An 18,687-nucleotide genomic window follows, 5' to 3' on the forward strand; every position below is an offset into this window, starting at 1 on the left:
AGGAACTGGTCGGCCGGCTGTTCAGGTGGTGTGCACGGGGCGGGTTCGGCGCCTGGCTGCTGCACGGGCCGGGCGGGCAGGGGAAAGCCGGCTGGCGTACCAGTTGTCGGACCGGCTGGCGGCGAGCGGCTGGGTGGTGCTCTGGCTGCGGGCCGACGGCGTGGCGGGACGGATCCGGGAACTGCGGGACGCCGCCAAGCGGCTGCTGGTCGTGGTCGACTACGCGGAGAACCGTGTCGATCAGCTCGCCGAGCTGGTCGACGCAGCGGCGGCCTACGACGGCGCGACGGCATTCAAGGTGCTCCTGCTGGCGCGGACGGCCGGTGCCTGGTGGGCTTGGGCCCAGGGCACGACGCGGCGCACCGAGGACTGGCTCGACGGCACACCGACCGTCGAACTGCCGCCGCTCCAGCCCGATCCGGCAGACCGCGCGGACGCGTACCGACGAGCGGTCGACGCCCTCACGGACGCGCTGCCGCAGGTGAGAGGCCTGGCGTCCACCGACTGCCCGACCCTCGGCGCGGCACTCGGCGCCGGTGAACGCCCGGGACAACTGGGCGTGCCCGGACTGGAGAACGCTCTCACCTTGCAGATGACCGCGCTCGCCGATCTCCTCGACGCGGTCGGCGAAGACTCCGGTGACGGTCCCGGCGGGCCCCCCGACCGGCCCCCGGACGGAGTGGAGGACCGGGTACTGGGACCGCCGTGCCGCGGTACTCGGACTGACTCCCGCGCTGAGCCCGGAAACCCTCGAAGCCGCCCTCGTCGCAGCCCAGTTGACCGGTGCGGCCTCCCCCGGCCAGGCGGACGAGGTCTGGCGGCGGCTGCCAGTGTTGGCCGACCAGGGCCGCGACCGCCGGGACGTGATCACGGCCTGGATCGGCTCTCTCTACCCGTCGGTCGTCCCGGGCCGTCTCTGGTCCGGGCTCCATCCCGACCGGCTCGCCGAACGCATGGCAGGCCGCCTACTCGATGCCGATCCCGGCCTGGCCGAACACCTGGCCGCGGGCGCCGACGAGCAGCAGGGCGGCCGGCTCCTCACCGTCTACAGCCGGGCCGCCGCCCACCCCGTCTTCCGGGGCCGGCTGGTTCAGCCTCTGGTCGAGCTGTGCCTGCGGTACCACCACCGGCTGGCCGGGCCTCTTGTCGCCACCGCCACACAGACCCGCCACCCCGACCCGCTGGTCACGGCGCTCGGCCGAATCAGCGACGACCCGGACACCGCCCTCGCCGACCTTCAGGCGCTTGCCGACCAACTACCCGAGTTCAGCCGCCGCCTGGCCCTGTGGGCCGTCGGCCTCTCCCGCGTCCTGGCCGACCGGTACCGGTCCGCCGTGCGGGACGACCCCCCGCGCCCGGCCCGGCCTCGCCAAAGCCCTGAGCAACCTCGCGGGCCGGCTCGGCGCGATGGGCCGTCGGAAAGAGGCGCTGGCCGCCGCCACTGAGGCGGTGGACCTCTACCGTTCACTCGACGGCGACGAGCATGGCGTCCACGACCAGGCCCTCGCCTCCGCGCTGAACATCCTCGCCAACCGGCAGGGAGACCTGGGGCGGTGGGCGGAGTTCGTGGTCACGGCGCAGGACGCGGTACGCCGCTACCGCGCCCTCACGAAGCAGCACGGCGAGCATCGCTGCGATCTCGCCATGGCACTCAGCAACCTCTCCGTCGGTCTGGGCCGGGTGGGCCGGCCGGAGGAAGGGCTGGCCGCCGCCGAGGAGGCTGTCCGCATCCGGCGGGACCTCGTACGCGACGATCTCGCCGGCCACCTGTCCGACCTCGCGATATCCCTGAACAATCTCGCCAACCGGCTCAGCGTCCTGGGACGGTGGGACGAAAGCCTGGCCATCTCGCAGGAGGCCGTCGACCATTACCGTGCTCTCGCCCGCGACAAGCCCGACGCCTATCTGCCGTTCCTGGCCAGGTCGCTCAGCAATTACTCCGTCGACCTCGGCGAAGTACGGCGGGCGGATGAGGGGTTGTCCGCGGTCGAGGACGCCATCCGCATCCGCAGGGACCTCGTCCGGGAGAACCCCACCGCTCATCTGCCGGGGCTCGTCGCCTCACTGCTCCACCTCGCCGAGGACCTGGGAGCGGCGGGGCGGCAGACGGAGGCCCTGGCCGCCGCCGAGGAGGCGGCACGCTACTACGGCGACCTCGCACGGGAGAACCCCGGAGCTTTCGACGACCTGCTTAGGGAGGTACGGGAGATCCTCCACAGCCTCCGCCCGACGCCTGCCGGGGCAACGGACGGTACGTCAGCCGACGCCTCGGCCTGACACATGAGGGGCCATGTGTTCCCCGGTGGCCAGGACCTCCGCGTAGAAGGCCAAACGTTTCCCGCCGGTCAGGGCGTCACCGACGGCGCCAACGGTCTGCGGGATCAGCGCGACCGTGCGGGCGGCGCAATACGGATCGGGCTGTCACGGCGTCGTCCCCTTCGGTCGTGAGTCGGGTGTCCTGCCCGAAACCGACACACCGACAGTGGGGCGGGTGGTGCGCGATCGTAGACGTTCTCCTTGTGGGCCGAACATGATGAGGTATTCGACGGGTTCGCCGGGTCCGGCGTTCGCGACTCCGTGGGCGGTGCGGGTGTCGAACTCGGCGGTGTCTCCGGCGGTCAGGATGAGGTCCTGGTCGCCGAGCGCGAGCCATAGCCGCCCGTACAGGACGCACAGCCATTCGTATCCGTCGTGGGAGACCTGCCGGGGCCGCGTCGGCGGTGTGTCGATGGCGGGCAGGACGTGTTTGTGGGCGTGCAGGCCTCCGACGTACCGGGTCAGCGGCAGCACGGCCTTGTCGTCGCCGGAACGCTGCGGTGCGGAAGCGCGCGGCTTGGCCGCCGTGACGGGTGTGGTGCCGGCCAGCTCGTCCAGGGAGATTTCGTACTCCTTCGCGAGTTGCAGCAGGACCTCCAGGGTGGGCTTGCGGCGGCCGGTCTCGATCCGCGACAGCGTGCTCGGCGAGATGCCCGTGGCACGGCTGACGCCGGTGAGTGTGGCGCCGCGCCGCTCGCGCGCGGCCCGCAGCCGGGGGCCCATCGCTGCCAGCGTGTCGGCTGTGTCGTTGTACGTCACCGTGGCTCCGCTCTCTCCGGCCGTGCTGCTTCTACCACCCTGTCCTGCAAGTTTGCCAGAGTGGCAAGGGTTGTCGCGTCGGGCGGCTGCCGCGCCGCATGATCGGTGGGTAACCGAGACCGCCCGTGAACCGAGGAGAAGTCATGCACCAGCCCGCGCCGTCCGCCGACCTGCGCCACCGCATCATCGAGGCCCCCGCCGGGCGCCTGCACCTGGTCGAGCAGGGCAGCGGGCCGCTGGTCCTGCTCGTTCACGGCTTCCCCGAGTCCTGGTACTCCTGGCGTCGCCAGCTCCCGGCCCTCGCGGCGGCGGGTTACCGGGCCGTGGCGCTCGACGTACGCGGCTACGGCCGCTCCTCCAAGCCGGTCGCGACGGATGCCTACCGGATGCTCGACCTGGTCGAGGACAACGTCGCCCTCGTGCGCGCCCTCGGCGAGGAGATGGCAGTGGTCGCCGGCCACGACTGGGGCTCCAACATCGCGGCCGCCTCCGCTCTGCTCCACCCCGAGGTCTTCCGCGCCGTCGCCCTGCTGAGCGTCCCGTACGCGCCGCCCGGCGGCCCCCGCCCCACCGACATCTTCAGCCAGATCGGGGGCCCTGAGCAGGAGTTCTACGTCTCGTACTTCCAGGAGCCCGGCCGTGCCGAGGCGGAGATGGAGCCCGACGTACGGGGGTGGCTCGCGGGCTTCTACGCGGCCCTGTCCGCCGACACCATGCCTGCCCCGGGCGAGCTCGACCCGCACTTCGTGACCCGGGCCGGCGGCCGGCTGCGCGACCGCTTCCCCGTCGGCCCGCTTCCCGCCTGGCTGGGTGAGGACGACCTCGATGTGTACGCGGGGGAGTTCGAGCGCACCGGCCTGACCGGCTCCCTCAACCGGTACCGCAACATGGACCGCGACTGGGAGGACCTCGCCCCCTACCGCGGCGCCCCGATCAAGCAGCCGTCCCTGTTCATCGGCGGCGCCCTGGACGCGTCCACGACCTGGATGGCCGACGCCATCGACGCGTACCCCGCCACCCTCCCCGGCCTGGCCGCCTCCCACATCCTGGACGGCTGCGGGCACTGGATCCAGCAGGAACGCCCCGAGGAAGTCAACCGCCTGCTGACCGGCTGGCTCGGCTCCCTACAGGGCTGAACACGGGGCTGGCCGGGGCCGCCGAGACTCCACTATGTGATGGGAAAATCGAAATAGGTGTCCGGATAAGGTTCGTCTTTGAGTGTGTAATGCCACCACTCGCAATCGTACGCACTGAAACCGCACGTCTCCATGATGGACCGAAGGCACTGGCGGCTCCTCGCTTCGGCATGCGTGATCCCCTTTGCTCCATGATGTGAGATGGAATCCATCCGATCATGGTCACCGCCCATGGGAGCGAGCTCACCGGTGGCCAGTACGTAGAGCGTCAGGTCAACGGTGCCGCCCCGGCTGTGACCTGATCTGGCGGCCACGTATCCCATTTCGAAGATCTCGGCCCTGGCGATATTCGGGTAGTGCCGTGGTTTTGTCCGGCCGTCCTCCGGTTGTTCAGACCAGCGCAGAAAGCAGTCAACGGCGCGCTGTGGGCGATAACCGTCCCAGAGCAGCAAGCCGAAACCGATGGATTCGGCCTTCTCTCGCGCTCGTTCCAGGGCCGTGCACAAAGCCCTTGTGCCGACGATCCGATTGGCCTGATATCCGTCCACCGGCTTGCCGGTGAAGTTGTCCCACGTGGCGTACTTGGCATCCCAGCGTATTCCGGGTGCCAGCTCGTCCACAAAGACGAAGTCCTCCTTCATCGGCTTTTCCCTGTCAATGCCAGCGAGACCGTCCGGTCGATCACTTCACCGAGCGGCACCCCGGCGGCGGCCTCGGGTAACGGCTGTACGACGACAGTCAGATCGCGCAGCTCTCCCCCACGCGTATCACTCAGTCTGTAATCGCACATTTCTGCACGGCGGATGATGGATTTTGCATCCCGCACCATCATCAACAGTGTGTAGTCGACCACGCCGTCCGGCGAGTAGGTGACGTTTTCAACTGAAATTCCGACGCTGTCGGCGTATTCCACATCGATATGGTCGTACCCGATGCTGCGCGTGGAGATATACGTCACGCCGGCTTGACGAAGCGCAAGAAGAGTGGCCTTTGTGACGGGACTCTTGTGGCCGACGCTGATACATCGGCCTCCGGATGCCAGTTCAATATCGGCTTCGGATACCGGTGCCTCTGTGATAGTCAGCGTTACGCCGAAGCGAGGCGCCAACTCTCGGAACAGTACGGCCTCATCCGGGCCGCACCCATAGACGGTGATGCGGCGCGTTTCGCTGTCGGTCATGCCTCCAGTCAAAGAGGCGTGGTGTTGCCGGAACGTATCTGGTTCTCGATACGCCGCCGATATACCGCGGCGCCTTGAATGGGGCGCATGACCAACAGGGAAACAGCATGATCCCCCTCCGCCTCGGCGAGATCGCCGAGATCGTCGGCGGAAAGGCCGAGGGCGACAGCTCCGTGACCGTCACCGCGCCGACCGTGCTCGACGGCCGACAGGCCGAGCCGGGCGGCCTCTTCGTCGCCTTCACCGGCGAGCACAACGACGGCCACGACTACGCCGGCCAGGCCGCCCGGGCCGGCGCGGTGGCTGCGCTCGGCTCCCGGCCCACACCGCTTCCCACCGTCGTCGTCAAGGACGCCCGGGCCGCGCTGCGGGCACTGGCCACCCACGTCGCGGCCCAACTGAGCGACGGGCTGACCGTGGTCGGGCTGACCGGTTCCCAGGGCAAGACCGGGACCAAGGACCTGCTGGCGGCTGTCCTGTCGAACGCCGCGCCGACGATCGCCACGATCGGCTCGCTCAACAACGAGCTCGGCGTGCCGCTCACCATGCTGCGCGCCGACGCGGCCACCCGGTTCCTCGTACTGGAGATGGGAGCACGCCGTATCGGCGACATCGCCGCGCTCACCCGCCTGGTCACCCCCGATATCGCCGTCGTCCTCAACGTCGGCCGGGCCCACCTCGGCGAGTTCGGGTCACGCGCGGCCATCGCCCGGACCAAGGGCGAGCTGGTGCGGGGGATGGCGCCCGGCGGCACCGCCGTCCTGAACGGCGACGATCCCCGGGTGGTCGGGATGCGCTCGCTCACCGACAATCCGGTGCAGACCTTCGGCCGGGCGGAACACACCGACGTACGGGCGCTCGGCCTGGCCCTCGACCGGCTCGGCCGCCCGTCCTTCACGCTGCGGACCGCCAATGCCTCGGCTTCCTGCGCACTGCCGTTGGTGGGCGGCCACCAAGCGCTCAACGCGTCGGCTGCCGCGGCTGCGGGTCTGGCGGCCGACGTACCCCTCGACGTGGCCACGGCGTCGCTGGCCACGGCCTCGCTGTCGAAGTGGCGCATGGAACTGCGCGACCTCGCCGGTGGCGCGACGCTGCTCAACGACTCCTACAACGCCAACCCCGACTCGACCCGCGCCGCCCTGGACGCGCTCGCGGCGATCGAGGGCAGGCGCCGTATCGCCGTCCTCGGCGAGATGCTCGAACTCGGCGACGACAGTGAAGCCGAGCACCACGCCGTCGGGGAGTACGCCGCCTCCCGGGCCGACGTGGTGGCCCCGGTCGGCGAAGCCGCCCGGCCGATCGCCGACGCCACGGGCGAACGGTCGCTGACACTGACCGACAACGACGCGGCCGTCGACTGGCTGCGCCGCCACCTCACCGCAGTCGATGTGGTGCTCGTTCAAGGCCTCCCGCGGGGCGCGCCTCGACGAGGTCGCCGCAGCGCTTGCGTAGCCGACGACGCGCGGGCGAGAGCGTGCTCCGGGGCGTCGGCGTACACCCGGGGCCAGCGACCTTCTGGTGGAAGGGCTTGCCGATGTCACCTACGAAGGCCCATACGTCGGTGCTACGACGGTATAACCGGGACACCGTTCAGACCGTCAATCCGATGGCGTGACCGTACGGCGTGGCCAGAGCAACACCCCGCGCGTCAGCACCCCGCCCACGGTCCACTGCCAACTCCTCGCTCGTCCTATCGTTGGCTGATGCGCGCACAACCTGTTGACCGACCGGCCGATCTCGACGTGGTTCGCGAGTCCTATGACCGCGTGGCCGACAACTACGCCCACATGGTGGCGACGACGGGGGTCGGCGACATCTGTCGCCATCCATGGCTCAAGGCATCGATCGACGCTTTCGCCGACACCGTGAGGGAGCTCGGGCCCGTCCTCGACGTCGGCTGCGGACCCGGAACGGTTACGGCCTACCTCGCCGAACGCGGACTCGACGTGTCCGGAGTCGATCTCTCACCCCGCATGATCGAGAACGCGCGCCGACTTCATCCGCACTGCCGCTTCAGCGTCGCCTCTGCCACCGACCTCGACCTTGACGAAGCGTCCCTCGGCGGCGTGCTCGGGTGGTGGTCGCTGTTCAACCTCCCCCGTGAGGTCCTCCCCCAGGTACTCGCCCTGTTCGCACGCGCGTTGAAGCCGGGCGGGCACTTCATCACCGCGACACACGTCGGCGACGGAGACGCTGTCCGCACCGAGGCTTACGGGGGCGTGCCCGTTAGCTGGACGACACACAAATGGCGGCCGGAGCAATTTGTGGACCTGATCGAGCAGGCCGGCCTGCACCCGGTCGCCGAACTCCGGCTCGCCCCGGAGGAGTACAGCGGGCCGGGCCTGGTCGTCATGGCCAGGCGCCCCGGCTGGCAATCAGGCGCGGGAAGCGGCGCGGGGGTTCAGCGCCCGCGCCGCCTCATGTAGAGGTCGAAGGCCCAGTAGACCATCGGGCGCAGCGGCAGGTCCCACTCGCCGACGTAACGCACCGCCTGACCACCGGTGCCGACCTTGAACTGGATCAGTCCGACGTGCGAGTCGTGGGCGTCGAGGGTCGGGGGGATACCGCGCAGGTCATAGACGTCGCAGCTGGCCGCAAGGGAGTCGCGGATCATCGCCCACTGGGAGGCGTTGGAGCCGCGCACCTCGCGCTTCTCGGTGGCGGAGGCACCGTAGGCGTACACCGCGTGGGCGCCGACGCGGACCAGGATGGTGGCGGCGACCAAATCGCCCTGGTGGTGGGCCAGGTAGAGCTTGATCCGCTCTGGGTCCTCGGCACGCAGCGCCGCGAACATGGTCTCGAAGTAGCGCAGCGGCCGGGGCGTGAAACGGTCGCGCTCGGCGGTGTGGACGTAGAGGTCGTGGAACGCCTTCAGGTCCTCGCCGACCGTGACATTGACTCCCTCCTTGGCCGCCTTCTTGATGTTGCGGCGCCAGAGCTGGTTCATGCCCCTGAGCAAGTCGTCCTCGGTCCTGCCGGCCAGCGGAATCTCGTACTTGAACTGCGGATGCCCAACCCCGAAGCCGTCCTCCGGGTTCTGCGGCAGCCAGCCGGCGTCACTGAGCTGACCGGTCACACGGGCGCCGACCGAGTCGTCCCACTGGCTGGGCATGTCGGTGAGCCGCTTGATGCCCGGATCGGCGATGCCCTCCTTGACCTGGGCGGCGCTCCAGACATTGGTGTACACCGGCGGGCCGAGCCGGATCGCGAACGCGCCGTGTGCCTTGAGATACGCCGCCAGCGGATCGAGCCACATGTCGATCGCACCGGTCCAGTCGATGACCGGGCCCTCGGGCAGATAGGCCAGTGTGAAGCGGTCGAGCCGCGGCACCGGCCGGTGCAGGACGAGCCCGGCACCGACCAGCCGCCGACCGTCGAACCAGCCGAGGGACTCGAGGCGCCACTCGGTCTTGACACGAGCCCATGCCGGTGTCTGCAGGAAGCTGACCGACCGCTGTGTCCGTACGAATGCCAAGTGCTCTGCGGCGCTGATCGGTTCGACGGTCAGGCGCACGCCCGCTGTTCGTGCTGGTTCGCTGTAGTACATGCCCTCAGTCAAGGCGGCGTGGCGTTGTCGGCATGTATCCGGTTCTCGATACGCCGACGATATGTGCTGACTCGTGGCCTCGAGAACATGCGTGTCTTGATCGTCGAGGACGAACCCAATCCCGCGGAAGCCATCAGCGATGGCCTAGGGCGTTTCTTTGCGATCATCGGATCGTTGGTCTGCCTGTGCCGTTGACTGACGCGCAGTGGGCGCGAATAGAGCCGTTGTTGCCTGATCGGACGCCGAGGCGGGGCGGGCGGTGGCGTGATCATCGACAGGTGATCGATGCGATCGCCTGGAAGTTCCGGACGGGGTCCCATTGGGTGAACCTGCCCGCCGAGTACGGCTCGTGGAAGGGCGTCTATACACGGCTAAGAAACTGGGCCATCGATGGCACTTGGGAGCGTGTGTTTACCGCGCTTCTCGTCCAGGCCGATGCCGACGGCGACCTGGACTGGGTCGTTGCGGTTGACTCCACCATCGTGCGCGTTCACCAGCACGCTGCCGGCGCTCGCAAAAAGGGGCCCCGGCCGAGGAGCCAGGCGACCATGCCGTCGGCCGCTCCCGCGGTGGGCTGACCACGAAGATTCACCTCGCCGCCGACAGCAACTGTCGGCCGCTGGCCTTCGTGCTCACCGCCGACCAGGCCGGTGACGCACCCGCTTTCGTAGAGGTGATGGGCCGCCTGCGTGTCCCGCGCCGGCGCAGACGACCTCGCACCAGGCCGGATGTGGTCCTAGCCGACAAGGCGTACTCCTCACGCGCCATTCGTGAGCACCTGAGCAAGCGCGGCATCCGGGCGGTGATTCCGGTTGCGGCGGACCAGCGGGGCCACCGCCTTCGTCGAGGCAGCCTCGGCGGTCGCCCACCCGCCTTCGACCGTGAGGCATACAAGCAGCGTAATACGGTCGAGCGGTGCATCAATCGGCTGAAGCAGTGGCGCGGCATCGCCACCCGTTACGAGAAGACCGCCACGGTCTACGGCGCCGGCCTCCTCATCGCGGGCATCTTCCTCTGGCCTGCCCGCTGAACGAACAAGCAGATCAGGGCCGGAGGCATTCTCCCTGCGGATCGAAGCAAACGAGTCCGTGCTCGCGAGCCAGCGTAGCGGCGTACTCGGACACCTCCTCCGCCTCGCCATAGGACATGAGCAAGTACACGATCGGGCCCGATGCCTCCTCGATAACCGGCAGGGACGCCCATACGACACTGCGATCCACGTCGTCCGGATATCGCGTGACGAGTGCTTCCACATACGCCACGATGCGTGGCGCCGGAGGCACGACGACATCGTCTAACTGCAGGTAGCGCTCGTAGAGCTGGTCATAGGTCAAGCCCGCTTGGCGGTCGTCGAGTGGACGGTCGCCGTCCCACACCGCAAGGTCATAACTCACAAGCGCATCGTCGCAGGGAACGGCCCCGCCAGTGCCAGCAGGCCCAGAGATCGAACCCCCGCCAAGTGATCCGTAAGAGAGCCCCTAGGTCCGGAAGCGATCGCGGCCGACCGTCACGACGACAAGGCCTCCGGATTCGAGTTCGGCGCCTACGACTACTTCCCGAAGCCCGTCGAACTCCAGGAACTCGCGCGCGGGCTCAGTACACTCGGGCTCATAGCACTCGACCGCAGAAGCGCCCACAACAGGCCCCTCGTACGAGAGATCGACACGGCATCCGGCACCGGATCTGAGGGAGGAGAGCGTGAATAGGGAGCCCGGGCTGAGCGTTCGCCTCAAACTCACCCTCAGCTACACGGGATTCCTCATGCTGGCCGGCTCCATGATGCTCATCGCCGGGTGGTTGTTCCTGACTCGGTGAAGCACGTCGGGCTCGTCTTCAAACCCGACTACCGCCTCTCCGTCGCGCGCGACTTCGCTCCGATGGCAGCCATCACGATGTTGTTCCTGCTGGCGTTCGGTCTCGGGGGAGGGTGGTTCCTCGCCGGCCGCATGCTCGCCCCGTTGAACCGCGTCACGAACGCCACCCGCATGGCCGCGAACGGATCACTCTCCCACCGCATCCAGATGCCGGGCCGTGAGGACGAGTTCCGCGAACCAATGGGCCGCCCCGGGCAACCAGGCGCCCATCTCGGGGCCCGCGGGCTCGGGAGACCGCGTCTACCGCATCCTCAGGCTCCACGACCTCCAGCAGAACCTCTTCACGCTGCTGTACCGGAACGTGGTGGTCCCGAACTCACTGAGCATGGCGAATCAGACCATGATCGTGGTCCCGAAGATGACGACCGCCGGATTCGCCGGCACCTTCTACATCCTCAACAGCGACACGTCCCTCCACGACGGCACGAGCACGTGCGACTACTTGCTGGTGTACACCTGACGACTACTTGACAGCAGCCGGCCTGGGGCGGGGGCGGGGCGACGACGACGTCCGTGCAAGACCCGCCGTTGTCTGCCGCGACGCTTTTCATCGCTGCGAGGTCAAATGCCGAGCCAGGGTACGAGGCCGCCCGCAGCACCAGCCCGATCGCTGGCCGTATCACCGGCTCGGAGGACGGCTTCCGCCGCTGAGCCGACCGGCATCGACCAGTGCCGTGAACAGCGCCGTGGCGTCCGCTCCGGCCGGCACTCCGCTCACCTGGCCGTCTCCTACCTCCACGACCCGCCATTCGCCGTCGCTCCGCAGCGCCAGGTCCGTGGTGACGAACCGGCAGCCGAGCGCCCGTACCGCCTCACCCACCGCGCCCAGCTCCGGATCCGGCAGCCGGTCCGGGGTGTCCGGATGGGCCGTGACCAGCACAGGGGCACCGTCCACCCACCACACACGCGCCTCGCCGCCCTCCGCGAACCGCTCGTACGCACGCAGCACCACGCCGCCCGCCAGCGTGTCCTCCTGAAGCGCGAAGAACCGCTCCACCACGGCCGCGAGCCGCCCGTGATCGGTCAGTTCCGGTACGAAGCACGCCTCGTCCCACTCGTGCTTGCGGGACTTGACATAATCCTTCACCACACCGGGACCGGGCCCCAGCGGAGCGGCGAGCGCCGCCAGCTCACCGGGAGCCGGGGCGGCGCCCGGCGGCCTGGCCTGCCAGACGCTGCGCGGTGTGAGAGCCGCGAACTCCTCGTACCAGCCCGGGAGTTCATGCGCACGACGGTAGCCGCGGGCATCGGTGAGCAGGACACAGCCCCGCTCATACAGGTCCCGCTCCAGAGCGCCGTACACCGCCGGGTCCATCATCCAGCCCCGGTACCAGTACGGTCCCGAGCCCCGCGGCACCCGCGCCAGCGCTTCCGTGGTGTCCCCGCCGAGCAGCGCGTCATGATCGAGAAGGGCCGTCCGCGCGCCCAGCGCCCGCGCGAGTGCCGCCTCCTCGGCGAACACCGGATCCGGCCTCACCGGCCGCAGTGGATCCGAACAGAACAGAAACCCGGCTTCCATGAAAACCCCCTGGCGGCCACCGTAGCGGGCACGACGCAAACCGCCGAGGCCGGTCCCCCGCCGGCCCACAGCACGCCGCAGAACCCCGTCGTCGCTGACAACGCGCCCTCATATCGCCCGCCACGCACCCGGGCGACTGGCGGGCAACGTAGATCACGTTGCGGTACGGGTGGCGGTGGTCCCGTGCGAGCGGGCAGCCCGGCGAGCGGCAAGTGGCGCCCCCACGCTTTCCGTCCGTACGCGACGAGGAGCCGCGGACTCAGCGAAACACCCCGGCGGGGCAGGCGATGAGTGCCTGCCCCGCCGGGGCGCCGAGCCTGGAGACAGCGAACGGACCGGCCGTAACGACCCGCCCGCTCGCCGCCGCTCAGAACAGCAGGTTGTACTTGTTGTAGCCGGTGGCCAGCCGCTTGCGCGCACCGAAGATGTCCGCACTCGCCTTGCCGGTACCCGGGTACAGCCACAGGTTGCCGCTCGTGTCCCGCGCCATGAGGTCCGCGAGGCCGTCGCCGGTGACATCGCCGGAGGCGATCAGCGACGTGAAGTTCCAGCCGGTGCGGACGGTGATGCGAGCCAGGAACGGCGCGGTGGCGCTGCCCGACCCCCGGTAGAGGAACACCCGGTTGAGGGTGTCGCGCACCAGGAGGTCGGGCTTGCCGTCACCGCTGTAGTCGCCACGGCCGAAGATCTTGTAGCCCTTCAGCGAACCCGTGGCGAACTTGACCCGCGCGTTGTACTCGCCGTTGCCCTTGCCCGGGAACACCCAGCCGTTGCCGGCCGTGTCGGTGGTCACGAGGTCAGGACGGCCGTCCCCGGTGACATCACCAGGGATGGCGTACGACGCGTAGGCACCCGACACCGTCGTCACAACGATGTCCTTGACCGCCCCGGTGAGCGGGTCTCCCTTCATCAGGTGCAGCCGGCCGTCGGTCTTGACGCGGACCAGGATGTCCCAGCCGCCGTCCCGGTCGATGTCCGTCTGCAGGGCCCAGGACGCGGACTGCCAACCCGGCCCGATGTACACGGCGGGGTTGAGAGACGTGCCCTTGCTGGTCTGGACGAACAGGTTCCCGGACGGCGCCCGCGCCACCAGGTCCGCACGGCCGTCGTAGTTGTAATCGGTGTCGTCGATCCGCGGTGCGGCCACCCCGGTGTACGGCAGCACCTTGGTGAACACCGAGTAGGCGCCCTTGGCCGTGCAGCCCTCGACACCCCACGAGACGATGCCGATGACCTTGCCGCCGACGATCAGCGGACCACCCGAGTCACCACTGCAGGTGGCCTTGGTGCCCGCGTCGGCGCCGGTGGCCGGGGTGCCGGCGCAGATCATGCTGCCCTCGACGAAGTAGTCCTTGCCAAGGATCTTCTTCATCGAGGTGTTGCAGGCGGTGTCGCTGACCAGCGGCAGGCTGATCTTGCGCAGCTTCGTCGCCAACGTGTCCGACGAACCCGAGGTGAGCCCCCAGCCGTACACGGTGGCGGCAGTGCCCGCCTTGTACAACGCGCCGTCGTGCGTCTGGGCGAGCCGCAGCCACTGCTGCTTCAGCGGCCTGTCCAGGGTGAGCACGGCGATGTCGTTGCGCACCGTCGCGTCGTCGTACGAGCGGTGCTGCCACTGGCGCGCGACGCCGGCGAGGACGCCGTTCGACTCGGTGCTGGTCACTCCGGCGTTGACGACGCCATAGGTGCGCCAGTCGAGTCCGTTCACGCAGTGCGCGGCGGTGAGCACCTTGTTGGGGGCGACCAGGGTGCCCCCGCAGAAGTAGTACTCGTCGGTGGCCTCATTGGCGTACCAGAGCTGGACCATCCATGGCGCTGTGGCGATGGTGGTCTCGGTGCCGCCGATGATGAACGGCGACGGTGTGCTCTTGCCACCCGCCGTGCTCGGCGTCGTAGGCGTGGCAGCCACCGGCTCCCCGGCCTGCTGAGCGGCGACCGCGCGGCTGGCAGAGACCACGCGCCCGCGCAGGGTCTTCTCATCGGTGACGGTCTTGCCGACGGCGGAGTGGCCGACGGTGGCACGGGTCGTGCCGGCGCCCGCGATGGCGGGGCCGTCCACCGCCTGGGCAGCGCCCGCCGCGGGCAGCGCAAGAGCCAGCGCCGCACCCGACAGGCAGAAAAGGACCGCGCGGCGCATGAAGCCGCGCTTGACAGGTATCACTCGGTGTCTCCGGATCCCCCAGGAAAAAAGCATCGGACTGCCCGAGGGATAGACAGGCTGACGACGCTCAAAAAACGTCGGTTCAGACAACATGACCGACCCACACCGCGGAGCCCCCCTCCGGCAAAGTGATGCTAAGCCCCGGCGACGGGGTCGGCGACCGCCTGCCGGGGCTCGGCGAAGTGTTTTACCGAAACGTTTCCTCATGTTGTGAAAAAGCCACTCCGCAGCCGATCGGAGATCGGGACCGGACGGCCGCTACGTGAGGAACTCGCCCGGATCGTCCACGCCTTCGACGCGGTCGCCAACGTCGGCCGCATACGTGCGGATTAACTCTGGGTGGCAAATGGACCGCTTTTAGATGGCCACCAATGTCCTGGAATACATCGGTCGGTGACGTCGATCATCGGTTGCCCGCGTACGAGGAGTCGGCGTTCCGGCGCGGCGCGGGTCGCCGGGCGCAGCGGGTGAACGTTGATGGAGACCCGGTCGCTGGGGCAGACCGAACGCCCTGCGGCCAAGGGCGGCCACCACCGGCATCGCGCCGACCGTGGAAGCGCCCCGCCCGGTCCGCTCCGGAATGCCCCCAGAAGCCGTGTCAGAACCGCTGGTTCGTGATGTTCCGTAACGGTGGGCGGTTTATCAGCGGCGGGCCGTCGCAATGAGGCGTTGTAGGGCCGTATGGGCGGGCGGGCCCCAGGTGAGCTTGCCGCCTGGGCGACCGCGGACGCCCGCCTCACCGATGAGGATGCCGCTGAGGGCGCGCATCACCGCCCAGCCACGCGCCCGGCGCAGGGTCGCGGCGTCCGGGGCCGGCTGGTAGGCGTCATGGAAGCGGTCGGCAGCGCCGTCCGGCAGCAGCACCCAGGAGGCGGCGAGGTCGCAGGCCGGATCGCCCGCGCAGAGGTCACCGAGGTCGATCACGCCGCAGAAGGTGCCGTCCGCGGTGAGGATGTTGGCCGGGTGCAGATCGCCGTGGAGCCACAGGGCCGGGCCCGCCCAGACAGGCGCGGCGGCGGCGTCCTCCCACACCGCGCGGACGGCGTCCGGGTCGGGAATCAGCCCCAGCCCGGTGGCCGAGGCGAGTTGCCCGGCGAACTGCTCGGCGCGGTCGGCCAGCGGTCCTCCGCGGTCACGGCCGACGGGCGCGCCGTTGGGGGCAGGTCGGTGAAGAGCCGTCAGGAAGGCGGCCAGAGTGTCGGCGGCGTCCGCAGCACGTGTGGCGGGGGTACGGTCGGCAGGCGCGCCCGACACCCACGTGGTGACGATCCAGGGCCGCGGGAACCGCTCGGAGGGCTCCCCGAGGCGCTGCGGGACGGGGATCCGCAGAGGGAGGTGCGGGGCGAGGGCGGGCAGCCAGGCGTGCTCCTTGAGCAGCAGCGCATCGGCAGACTGCGTCGCCCAGGGCAGCCGGACGGCGAGGTCGTCGCCGAGTCGCCACAGTTGGTTGTCCCAGCCACGCGCCCCAAGGCTCAGTGGGCGATCGGCCAGGTCGGGGTGCTGATCGTGCAGCAGTTCCCGGACCAACTCCGCGGTGACCTCGATCTCGGTGTGGGTCATGCGGAGCAACCATAGTTCGGGCGGCGGCTCTCGCCGCTGATGCACTCCCGTGGAAGGCGACTTGGTCTCCGAGACCTCAGTCATCGCCCGCGCGAGTTGCCCGGCCTCAAGACGACACGCTTCAACTATCCGATATCCGCTTCTGGTTCATGCCGAATGCAGTTCCTTGGGCCCGTAGTGGGCGGCATCCGCTCTTGTCATCAAGGCCCAGTAGCGGTCTCCGTACGACCAGTGCCACCACTCTGTCGGGTAGTTGACCAGGCCGGCAGCGGTGAGCGCCGTGCCCAGGATGTCCCGACGGGAGCGGGCCTCGTCGCTGATGTTGTCGGCCTGCGTGTAACAGGCGCCCGCGCTCTCCTCAGGAGTCGCATTCATGCGGGTGCCCATATCGAGCTCACGGCCGTCGGCGTCCGCGAGCGTCAGGTCGACGGCCGCCCCGGCGCTGTGGGGTGCGATCTCAGGCGGGGACACGTAGCGGCTGGCTGCCGAGCGGATCTGCCCAGCGGACCAGTCCGGATGATCGGCCCGCAGTTGATCTCCGTATTGGTCGAAGTAGTGACGTTGCAGCGACGGCGGGCGATACCCCTCGACGAACAGCAACCGCATCCCTTCAGGCAACTGTGCCTGGGCCTTGAGGAGTCGATCGAGCACTCCTACCCGCAGATGGGCGAAGGCGCCCGCGGGGTCCTGCCACTTTCGCTCATCGACCAGCAGAGGGCTGTCCCGTCGCACATCCACGAGCCGTTCGCCGCACTCCTGAACGGGCACGGCTGCAACTCTCGGGTCGGACATCAAGACGATCTCAGTCATGTCGCGATCATCTCGTGACCTTGCGCCCCGTGGCTCTCTTCCCGTCACTCGCGGAGTAGGGAGCGTTGCAAGGACTCGATGCCTTCCGGGCGTCGGCCCTTTCCGTCCGGAAGGCCCGCGCCATCCCCTTGTGCTGAAGAACAACCGGAGAAAACCGCCACCACCACCCGGCCTTGTGCGGGTCGGGAACCCGGAGCTGCGGGTCGCCGGGACGGGGCGCCGTAGACTTGTCGTATGAGTCGTTGGGCGAAGTTGACCGATGGGAGATCCGGGGACGACTACGCCGCGCGCTTCAAGGCCCTGGCCGACAGCGGCATGGACATGCACGGTGAGGCCCGGTTCTGCGCCGCGCTCGTGCCTGTCGGAGCGCGAGTCCTGGACGCGGGGTGCGGTACCGGGCGGGTCATGATCCGGCTGGCGGAACTCGGGTACGAGTGCGTCGGCGTGGATCTCGATGAGTCCATGCTGGCGGTGGCGCGGCGGGAGGCGCCGGGACTGCCCTGGATCCGAGCCGACCTGACGGAGTTCGACCCGACCGCGGCCGGTGTGCCCGCGGACTTCGATCTTGTGGTCGCCGCCGGCAACATCTTCCCGCTTCTCGCCACCGGCACCGAAGCCGCCGCCGTCGGCCGCCTTGCCACGGCGCTGCGACCGGGCGGTCTGCTCGTCGCCGGCTTCGGCCTGGACGAGGCCCACCTGCCAGTACCACCGAGCATCGCCCTGTCGGAGTACGACGCCTACTGCGCTGCGGCCGGCCTCACCCTGGTCGACCACTTCGCCACTTGGGACGCCGACCCTTACGACGGCGGCGGCTACGCCATCAGCGTCCACCGCCGCTAAGGCCCCCTGCGCGCGGCGTCATGTCCGACCGTACGGTCGTACTGTCCGCCGACTTGTTGACGATCCCGCGGAGGACGGTTGGGATCGCCCCGCCCGTAGGGCTCGACCAACGCCGACAGCTTGGGCAGCAGCCCCGGGGCCAGCTCACTCGCCTTCTTCCGGCCTCCTCCGGGACGACGGACCCGCCCCAACGGCGCCTGACCGGAATCCAGTTCCGCTACCCCGCGCGCGACCGCGCCCTCACGGGCCCCGGCTGCGGCGGCGACGAGCGTGATTCCGCCCTATGACCAACCGACGTCGGCGCTCGTCCAGATGGGGCAACAACGCCTGGAACTTCGCGGTCAGGACAGCCTCGATCCCTCCGGACTCCCCGTACCAGAACAACAAACCCCGCAGTCGAAAGCTACGACTTATTTCCCGGCAAGTCCTTACTGCGCTTCTTTCACAGCGGTAAAGGCTTGGACAGTTCGACATTGCCCATCAAATCTGTGGTGAACCGCTGCACCTGCCCCCAGTGCCAGTTCAACTCCGCGCCGTTCTCGCCCGTGCACGCACAAAGGATCCCAACCCGCTCCTTGACAACCGAACGGGCTTGCTCGCAATCAGAAGCTTCATCCACCACGTAGAAATGACGGACCAGCCTTCCTGCGCCGGAACTGAAGCAGATCTCTACCAGCCACTTCTTCATGCCGCTCATGGGACTCGCTTCCGGGAGCGCATGCTTCAAGCTCAGGTAGTCGACACTACTCCTTTTTGAACTTCGATGCCCTTGCCGGTCAGCCGACGCTCGCGCAGGGAAGGGGCACGCTCCCGCCACACCTCCGATAGTTCGCTCAGCGAACCAATGCGACCGTGCCGGTTTACTCACTGAACTGGACAGTGTTACCGTGCCTGAGTTCACTCACTGAACCACAGAGGTGGTTGCTCCGGCATACCAAATCCTTGACCCTCCGCTGTCCGGTCGGAGCGTCGCGCTGATCGTCCG

General features: G+C 68.8%; 15 protein-coding genes and 6 pseudogenes. 10 read left to right on the forward strand and 11 right to left on the reverse strand.

From position 1 onward, the window contains the following. Positions 1–638: 638 nt before the first annotated feature. Both WH07_RS40290 and WH07_RS08725 read left to right on the forward strand, forming a co-directional pair. A complete protein-coding gene (locus WH07_RS40290) occupies positions 639–1,445 on the forward strand; it encodes a hypothetical protein (protein WP_046497442.1) in 807 nt (268 codons plus the stop codon). Then, entirely contained in the window at positions 1,408–2,277 is an 870-nt protein-coding gene (locus WH07_RS08725; protein WP_046497446.1) for a tetratricopeptide repeat protein, read from the forward strand. The genes WH07_RS40290 and WH07_RS08725 overlap by 38 nt, the downstream gene beginning before the upstream one ends. Before the next feature lie 144 nt (positions 2,278–2,421). Here the strand turns inward: WH07_RS08725 and WH07_RS08730 are convergent, their stop codons facing one another. Further along, positions 2,422–3,039, reverse strand: coding sequence for a helix-turn-helix domain-containing protein (locus WH07_RS08730; RefSeq protein ID WP_046497535.1), 618 nt, complete (start codon positions 3,037–3,039; stop codon positions 2,422–2,424). 179 nt (positions 3,040–3,218) lie between these two features. On the opposite strand from WH07_RS08730, the gene WH07_RS08735 reads away from it, so the two are divergent. Then, on the forward strand, positions 3,219–4,211 hold the full coding sequence (locus WH07_RS08735; protein WP_046497448.1) for an alpha/beta fold hydrolase: 993 nt from the start codon (positions 3,219–3,221) through the stop codon (positions 4,209–4,211). Between the two features lie 32 nt (positions 4,212–4,243). Here the strand turns inward: WH07_RS08735 and vanX are convergent, their stop codons facing one another. Continuing rightward, positions 4,244–4,852, reverse strand: a complete 609-nt coding sequence (gene vanX / locus WH07_RS08740) for a D-Ala-D-Ala dipeptidase VanX (RefSeq protein ID WP_046497450.1) — start codon at positions 4,850–4,852, stop codon at positions 4,244–4,246. 86 nt (positions 4,853–4,938) lie between these two features. Further along, positions 4,939–5,391, reverse strand: a pseudogene (locus WH07_RS08745) (D-lactate dehydrogenase VanH-Sc); the annotation flags it as partial. Positions 5,392–5,498: 107 nt separating this feature from the next. Here WH07_RS08745 and WH07_RS08750 point away from each other — a divergent pair. After that, positions 5,499–6,843, forward strand: a pseudogene (locus tag WH07_RS08750) (UDP-N-acetylmuramoyl-tripeptide--D-alanyl-D-alanine ligase). A gap of 305 nt (positions 6,844–7,148) precedes the next feature. Beyond that, a pseudogene (locus WH07_RS36160) lies at positions 7,149–7,817 on the forward strand (class I SAM-dependent methyltransferase); the annotation flags it as partial. Here WH07_RS36160 and WH07_RS08755 read toward each other — a convergent pair. Then, positions 7,793–8,938 carry a lipid II:glycine glycyltransferase FemX gene (locus tag WH07_RS08755; RefSeq protein WP_046497452.1) on the reverse strand — a complete coding sequence of 382 codons (1,146 nt, stop codon included), beginning with the start codon at positions 8,936–8,938 and terminating at the stop codon, positions 7,793–7,795. The pseudogene WH07_RS36160 and the gene WH07_RS08755 sit on opposite strands and share 25 nt — an antisense overlap. Positions 8,939–9,117: 179 nt before the next feature. Here WH07_RS08755 and WH07_RS37305 point away from each other — a divergent pair. Next, positions 9,118–9,968, forward strand: a protein-coding gene (locus WH07_RS37305) for an IS5 family transposase (protein ID WP_408645820.1) whose coding sequence is annotated in 2 segments (ribosomal slippage) — positions 9,118–9,457 and positions 9,457–9,968 — 852 coding nt in all. Because the reading frame shifts where the segments join, the coding sequence is not laid out codon by codon here. 13 nt (positions 9,969–9,981) lie between these two features. Here WH07_RS37305 and WH07_RS08770 read toward each other — a convergent pair. Continuing rightward, positions 9,982–10,332 (reverse strand): hypothetical protein, encoded by a 351-nt coding sequence (locus WH07_RS08770; RefSeq protein ID WP_046497457.1) that lies wholly within the window; start codon positions 10,330–10,332, stop codon positions 9,982–9,984. 102 nt (positions 10,333–10,434) lie between these two features. Here WH07_RS08770 and WH07_RS37310 point away from each other — a divergent pair. From WH07_RS37310 to WH07_RS08775, 3 genes and pseudogenes are all read left to right on the forward strand, one after another. Continuing rightward, positions 10,435–10,599, forward strand: a pseudogene (locus WH07_RS37310) (response regulator transcription factor); the annotation flags it as partial. A 37-nt stretch (positions 10,600–10,636) separates the two neighbouring features. Continuing rightward, positions 10,637–10,989: pseudogene (locus WH07_RS37315) on the forward strand (HAMP domain-containing protein); the annotation flags it as partial. Continuing rightward, the gene (locus WH07_RS08775; RefSeq protein WP_198533756.1) at positions 10,970–11,272 is read left to right on the forward strand and encodes a hypothetical protein; all 303 of its coding nucleotides are present in this window, start codon (positions 10,970–10,972) and stop codon (positions 11,270–11,272) included. The pseudogene WH07_RS37315 and the gene WH07_RS08775, both read left to right, overlap by 20 nt. 159 nt (positions 11,273–11,431) lie before the next feature. Here the strand turns inward: WH07_RS08775 and WH07_RS08780 are convergent, their stop codons facing one another. From WH07_RS08780 to WH07_RS08795, 4 genes are all read right to left on the reverse strand, one after another. Beyond that, entirely contained in the window at positions 11,432–12,331 is a 900-nt protein-coding gene (locus WH07_RS08780) for an ATP-grasp domain-containing protein (RefSeq protein ID WP_046497459.1), read from the reverse strand. A gap of 367 nt (positions 12,332–12,698) precedes the next feature. Further along, on the reverse strand, positions 12,699–14,492 hold the full coding sequence (locus tag WH07_RS08785; protein WP_046497461.1) for a trypsin-like serine protease: 1,794 nt from the start codon (positions 14,490–14,492) through the stop codon (positions 12,699–12,701). Positions 14,493–15,134: 642 nt separating this feature from the next. Beyond that, positions 15,135–16,052, reverse strand: coding sequence for an aminoglycoside phosphotransferase family protein (locus WH07_RS08790; protein WP_046497463.1), 918 nt, complete (start codon positions 16,050–16,052; stop codon positions 15,135–15,137). Positions 16,053–16,199: 147 nt separating this feature from the next. Next, a complete protein-coding gene (locus WH07_RS08795) occupies positions 16,200–16,862 on the reverse strand; it encodes a M15 family metallopeptidase (RefSeq protein ID WP_046497466.1) in 663 nt (220 codons plus the stop codon). 234 nt (positions 16,863–17,096) lie between these two features. On the opposite strand from WH07_RS08795, the gene WH07_RS08800 reads away from it, so the two are divergent. After that, the gene (locus WH07_RS08800) at positions 17,097–17,702 is read left to right on the forward strand and encodes a class I SAM-dependent methyltransferase (protein ID WP_046497468.1); all 606 of its coding nucleotides are present in this window, start codon (positions 17,097–17,099) and stop codon (positions 17,700–17,702) included. A gap of 65 nt (positions 17,703–17,767) precedes the next feature. On the opposite strand, the pseudogene WH07_RS41010 reads toward WH07_RS08800, so the two are convergent. Together WH07_RS41010 and WH07_RS08810 are read right to left on the reverse strand one after the other, a co-directional pair. Further along, a pseudogene (locus WH07_RS41010) lies at positions 17,768–18,059 on the reverse strand (ISAzo13 family transposase); the annotation flags it as partial. A gap of 85 nt (positions 18,060–18,144) precedes the next feature. Next, a complete protein-coding gene (locus tag WH07_RS08810) occupies positions 18,145–18,399 on the reverse strand; it encodes a hypothetical protein (protein ID WP_046497473.1) in 255 nt (84 codons plus the stop codon). Positions 18,400–18,687: the final 288 nt, after the last annotated feature.

Source organism: Streptomyces odonnellii (genome assembly GCF_000981895.1).
In the GTDB taxonomy this organism is placed as follows: Bacteria; Actinomycetota; Actinomycetes; order Streptomycetales; family Streptomycetaceae; genus Streptomyces; species Streptomyces odonnellii.

Excerpts from the sequence above, each read along its gene's own strand:
- WH07_RS08725 (WP_046497446.1), top strand. The coding sequence starts at position 1,408 with ATGGGCCGTCGGAAAGAGGCGCTGGCCGCCGCCACTGAGGCGGTGGAC.
- WH07_RS08730 (WP_046497535.1), bottom strand. The coding sequence starts at position 3,039 with ATGGGCCCCCGGCTGCGGGCCGCGCGCGAGCGGCGCGGCGCCACACTC.
- WH07_RS08735 (WP_046497448.1), top strand. The coding sequence starts at position 3,219 with ATGCACCAGCCCGCGCCGTCCGCCGACCTGCGCCACCGCATCATCGAG.
- vanX (WP_046497450.1), bottom strand. The coding sequence starts at position 4,852 with ATGAAGGAGGACTTCGTCTTTGTGGACGAGCTGGCACCCGGAATACGC.
- WH07_RS08755 (WP_046497452.1), bottom strand. The coding sequence starts at position 8,938 with ATGTACTACAGCGAACCAGCACGAACAGCGGGCGTGCGCCTGACCGTC.
- WH07_RS08780 (WP_046497459.1), bottom strand. The coding sequence starts at position 12,331 with ATGGAAGCCGGGTTTCTGTTCTGTTCGGATCCACTGCGGCCGGTGAGG.
- WH07_RS08790 (WP_046497463.1), bottom strand. The coding sequence starts at position 16,052 with ATGACCCACACCGAGATCGAGGTCACCGCGGAGTTGGTCCGGGAACTG.
- WH07_RS08795 (WP_046497466.1), bottom strand. The coding sequence starts at position 16,862 with ATGACTGAGATCGTCTTGATGTCCGACCCGAGAGTTGCAGCCGTGCCC.
- WH07_RS08800 (WP_046497468.1), top strand. The coding sequence starts at position 17,097 with ATGAGTCGTTGGGCGAAGTTGACCGATGGGAGATCCGGGGACGACTAC.
- WH07_RS08810 (WP_046497473.1), bottom strand. The coding sequence starts at position 18,399 with ATGAGCGGCATGAAGAAGTGGCTGGTAGAGATCTGCTTCAGTTCCGGC.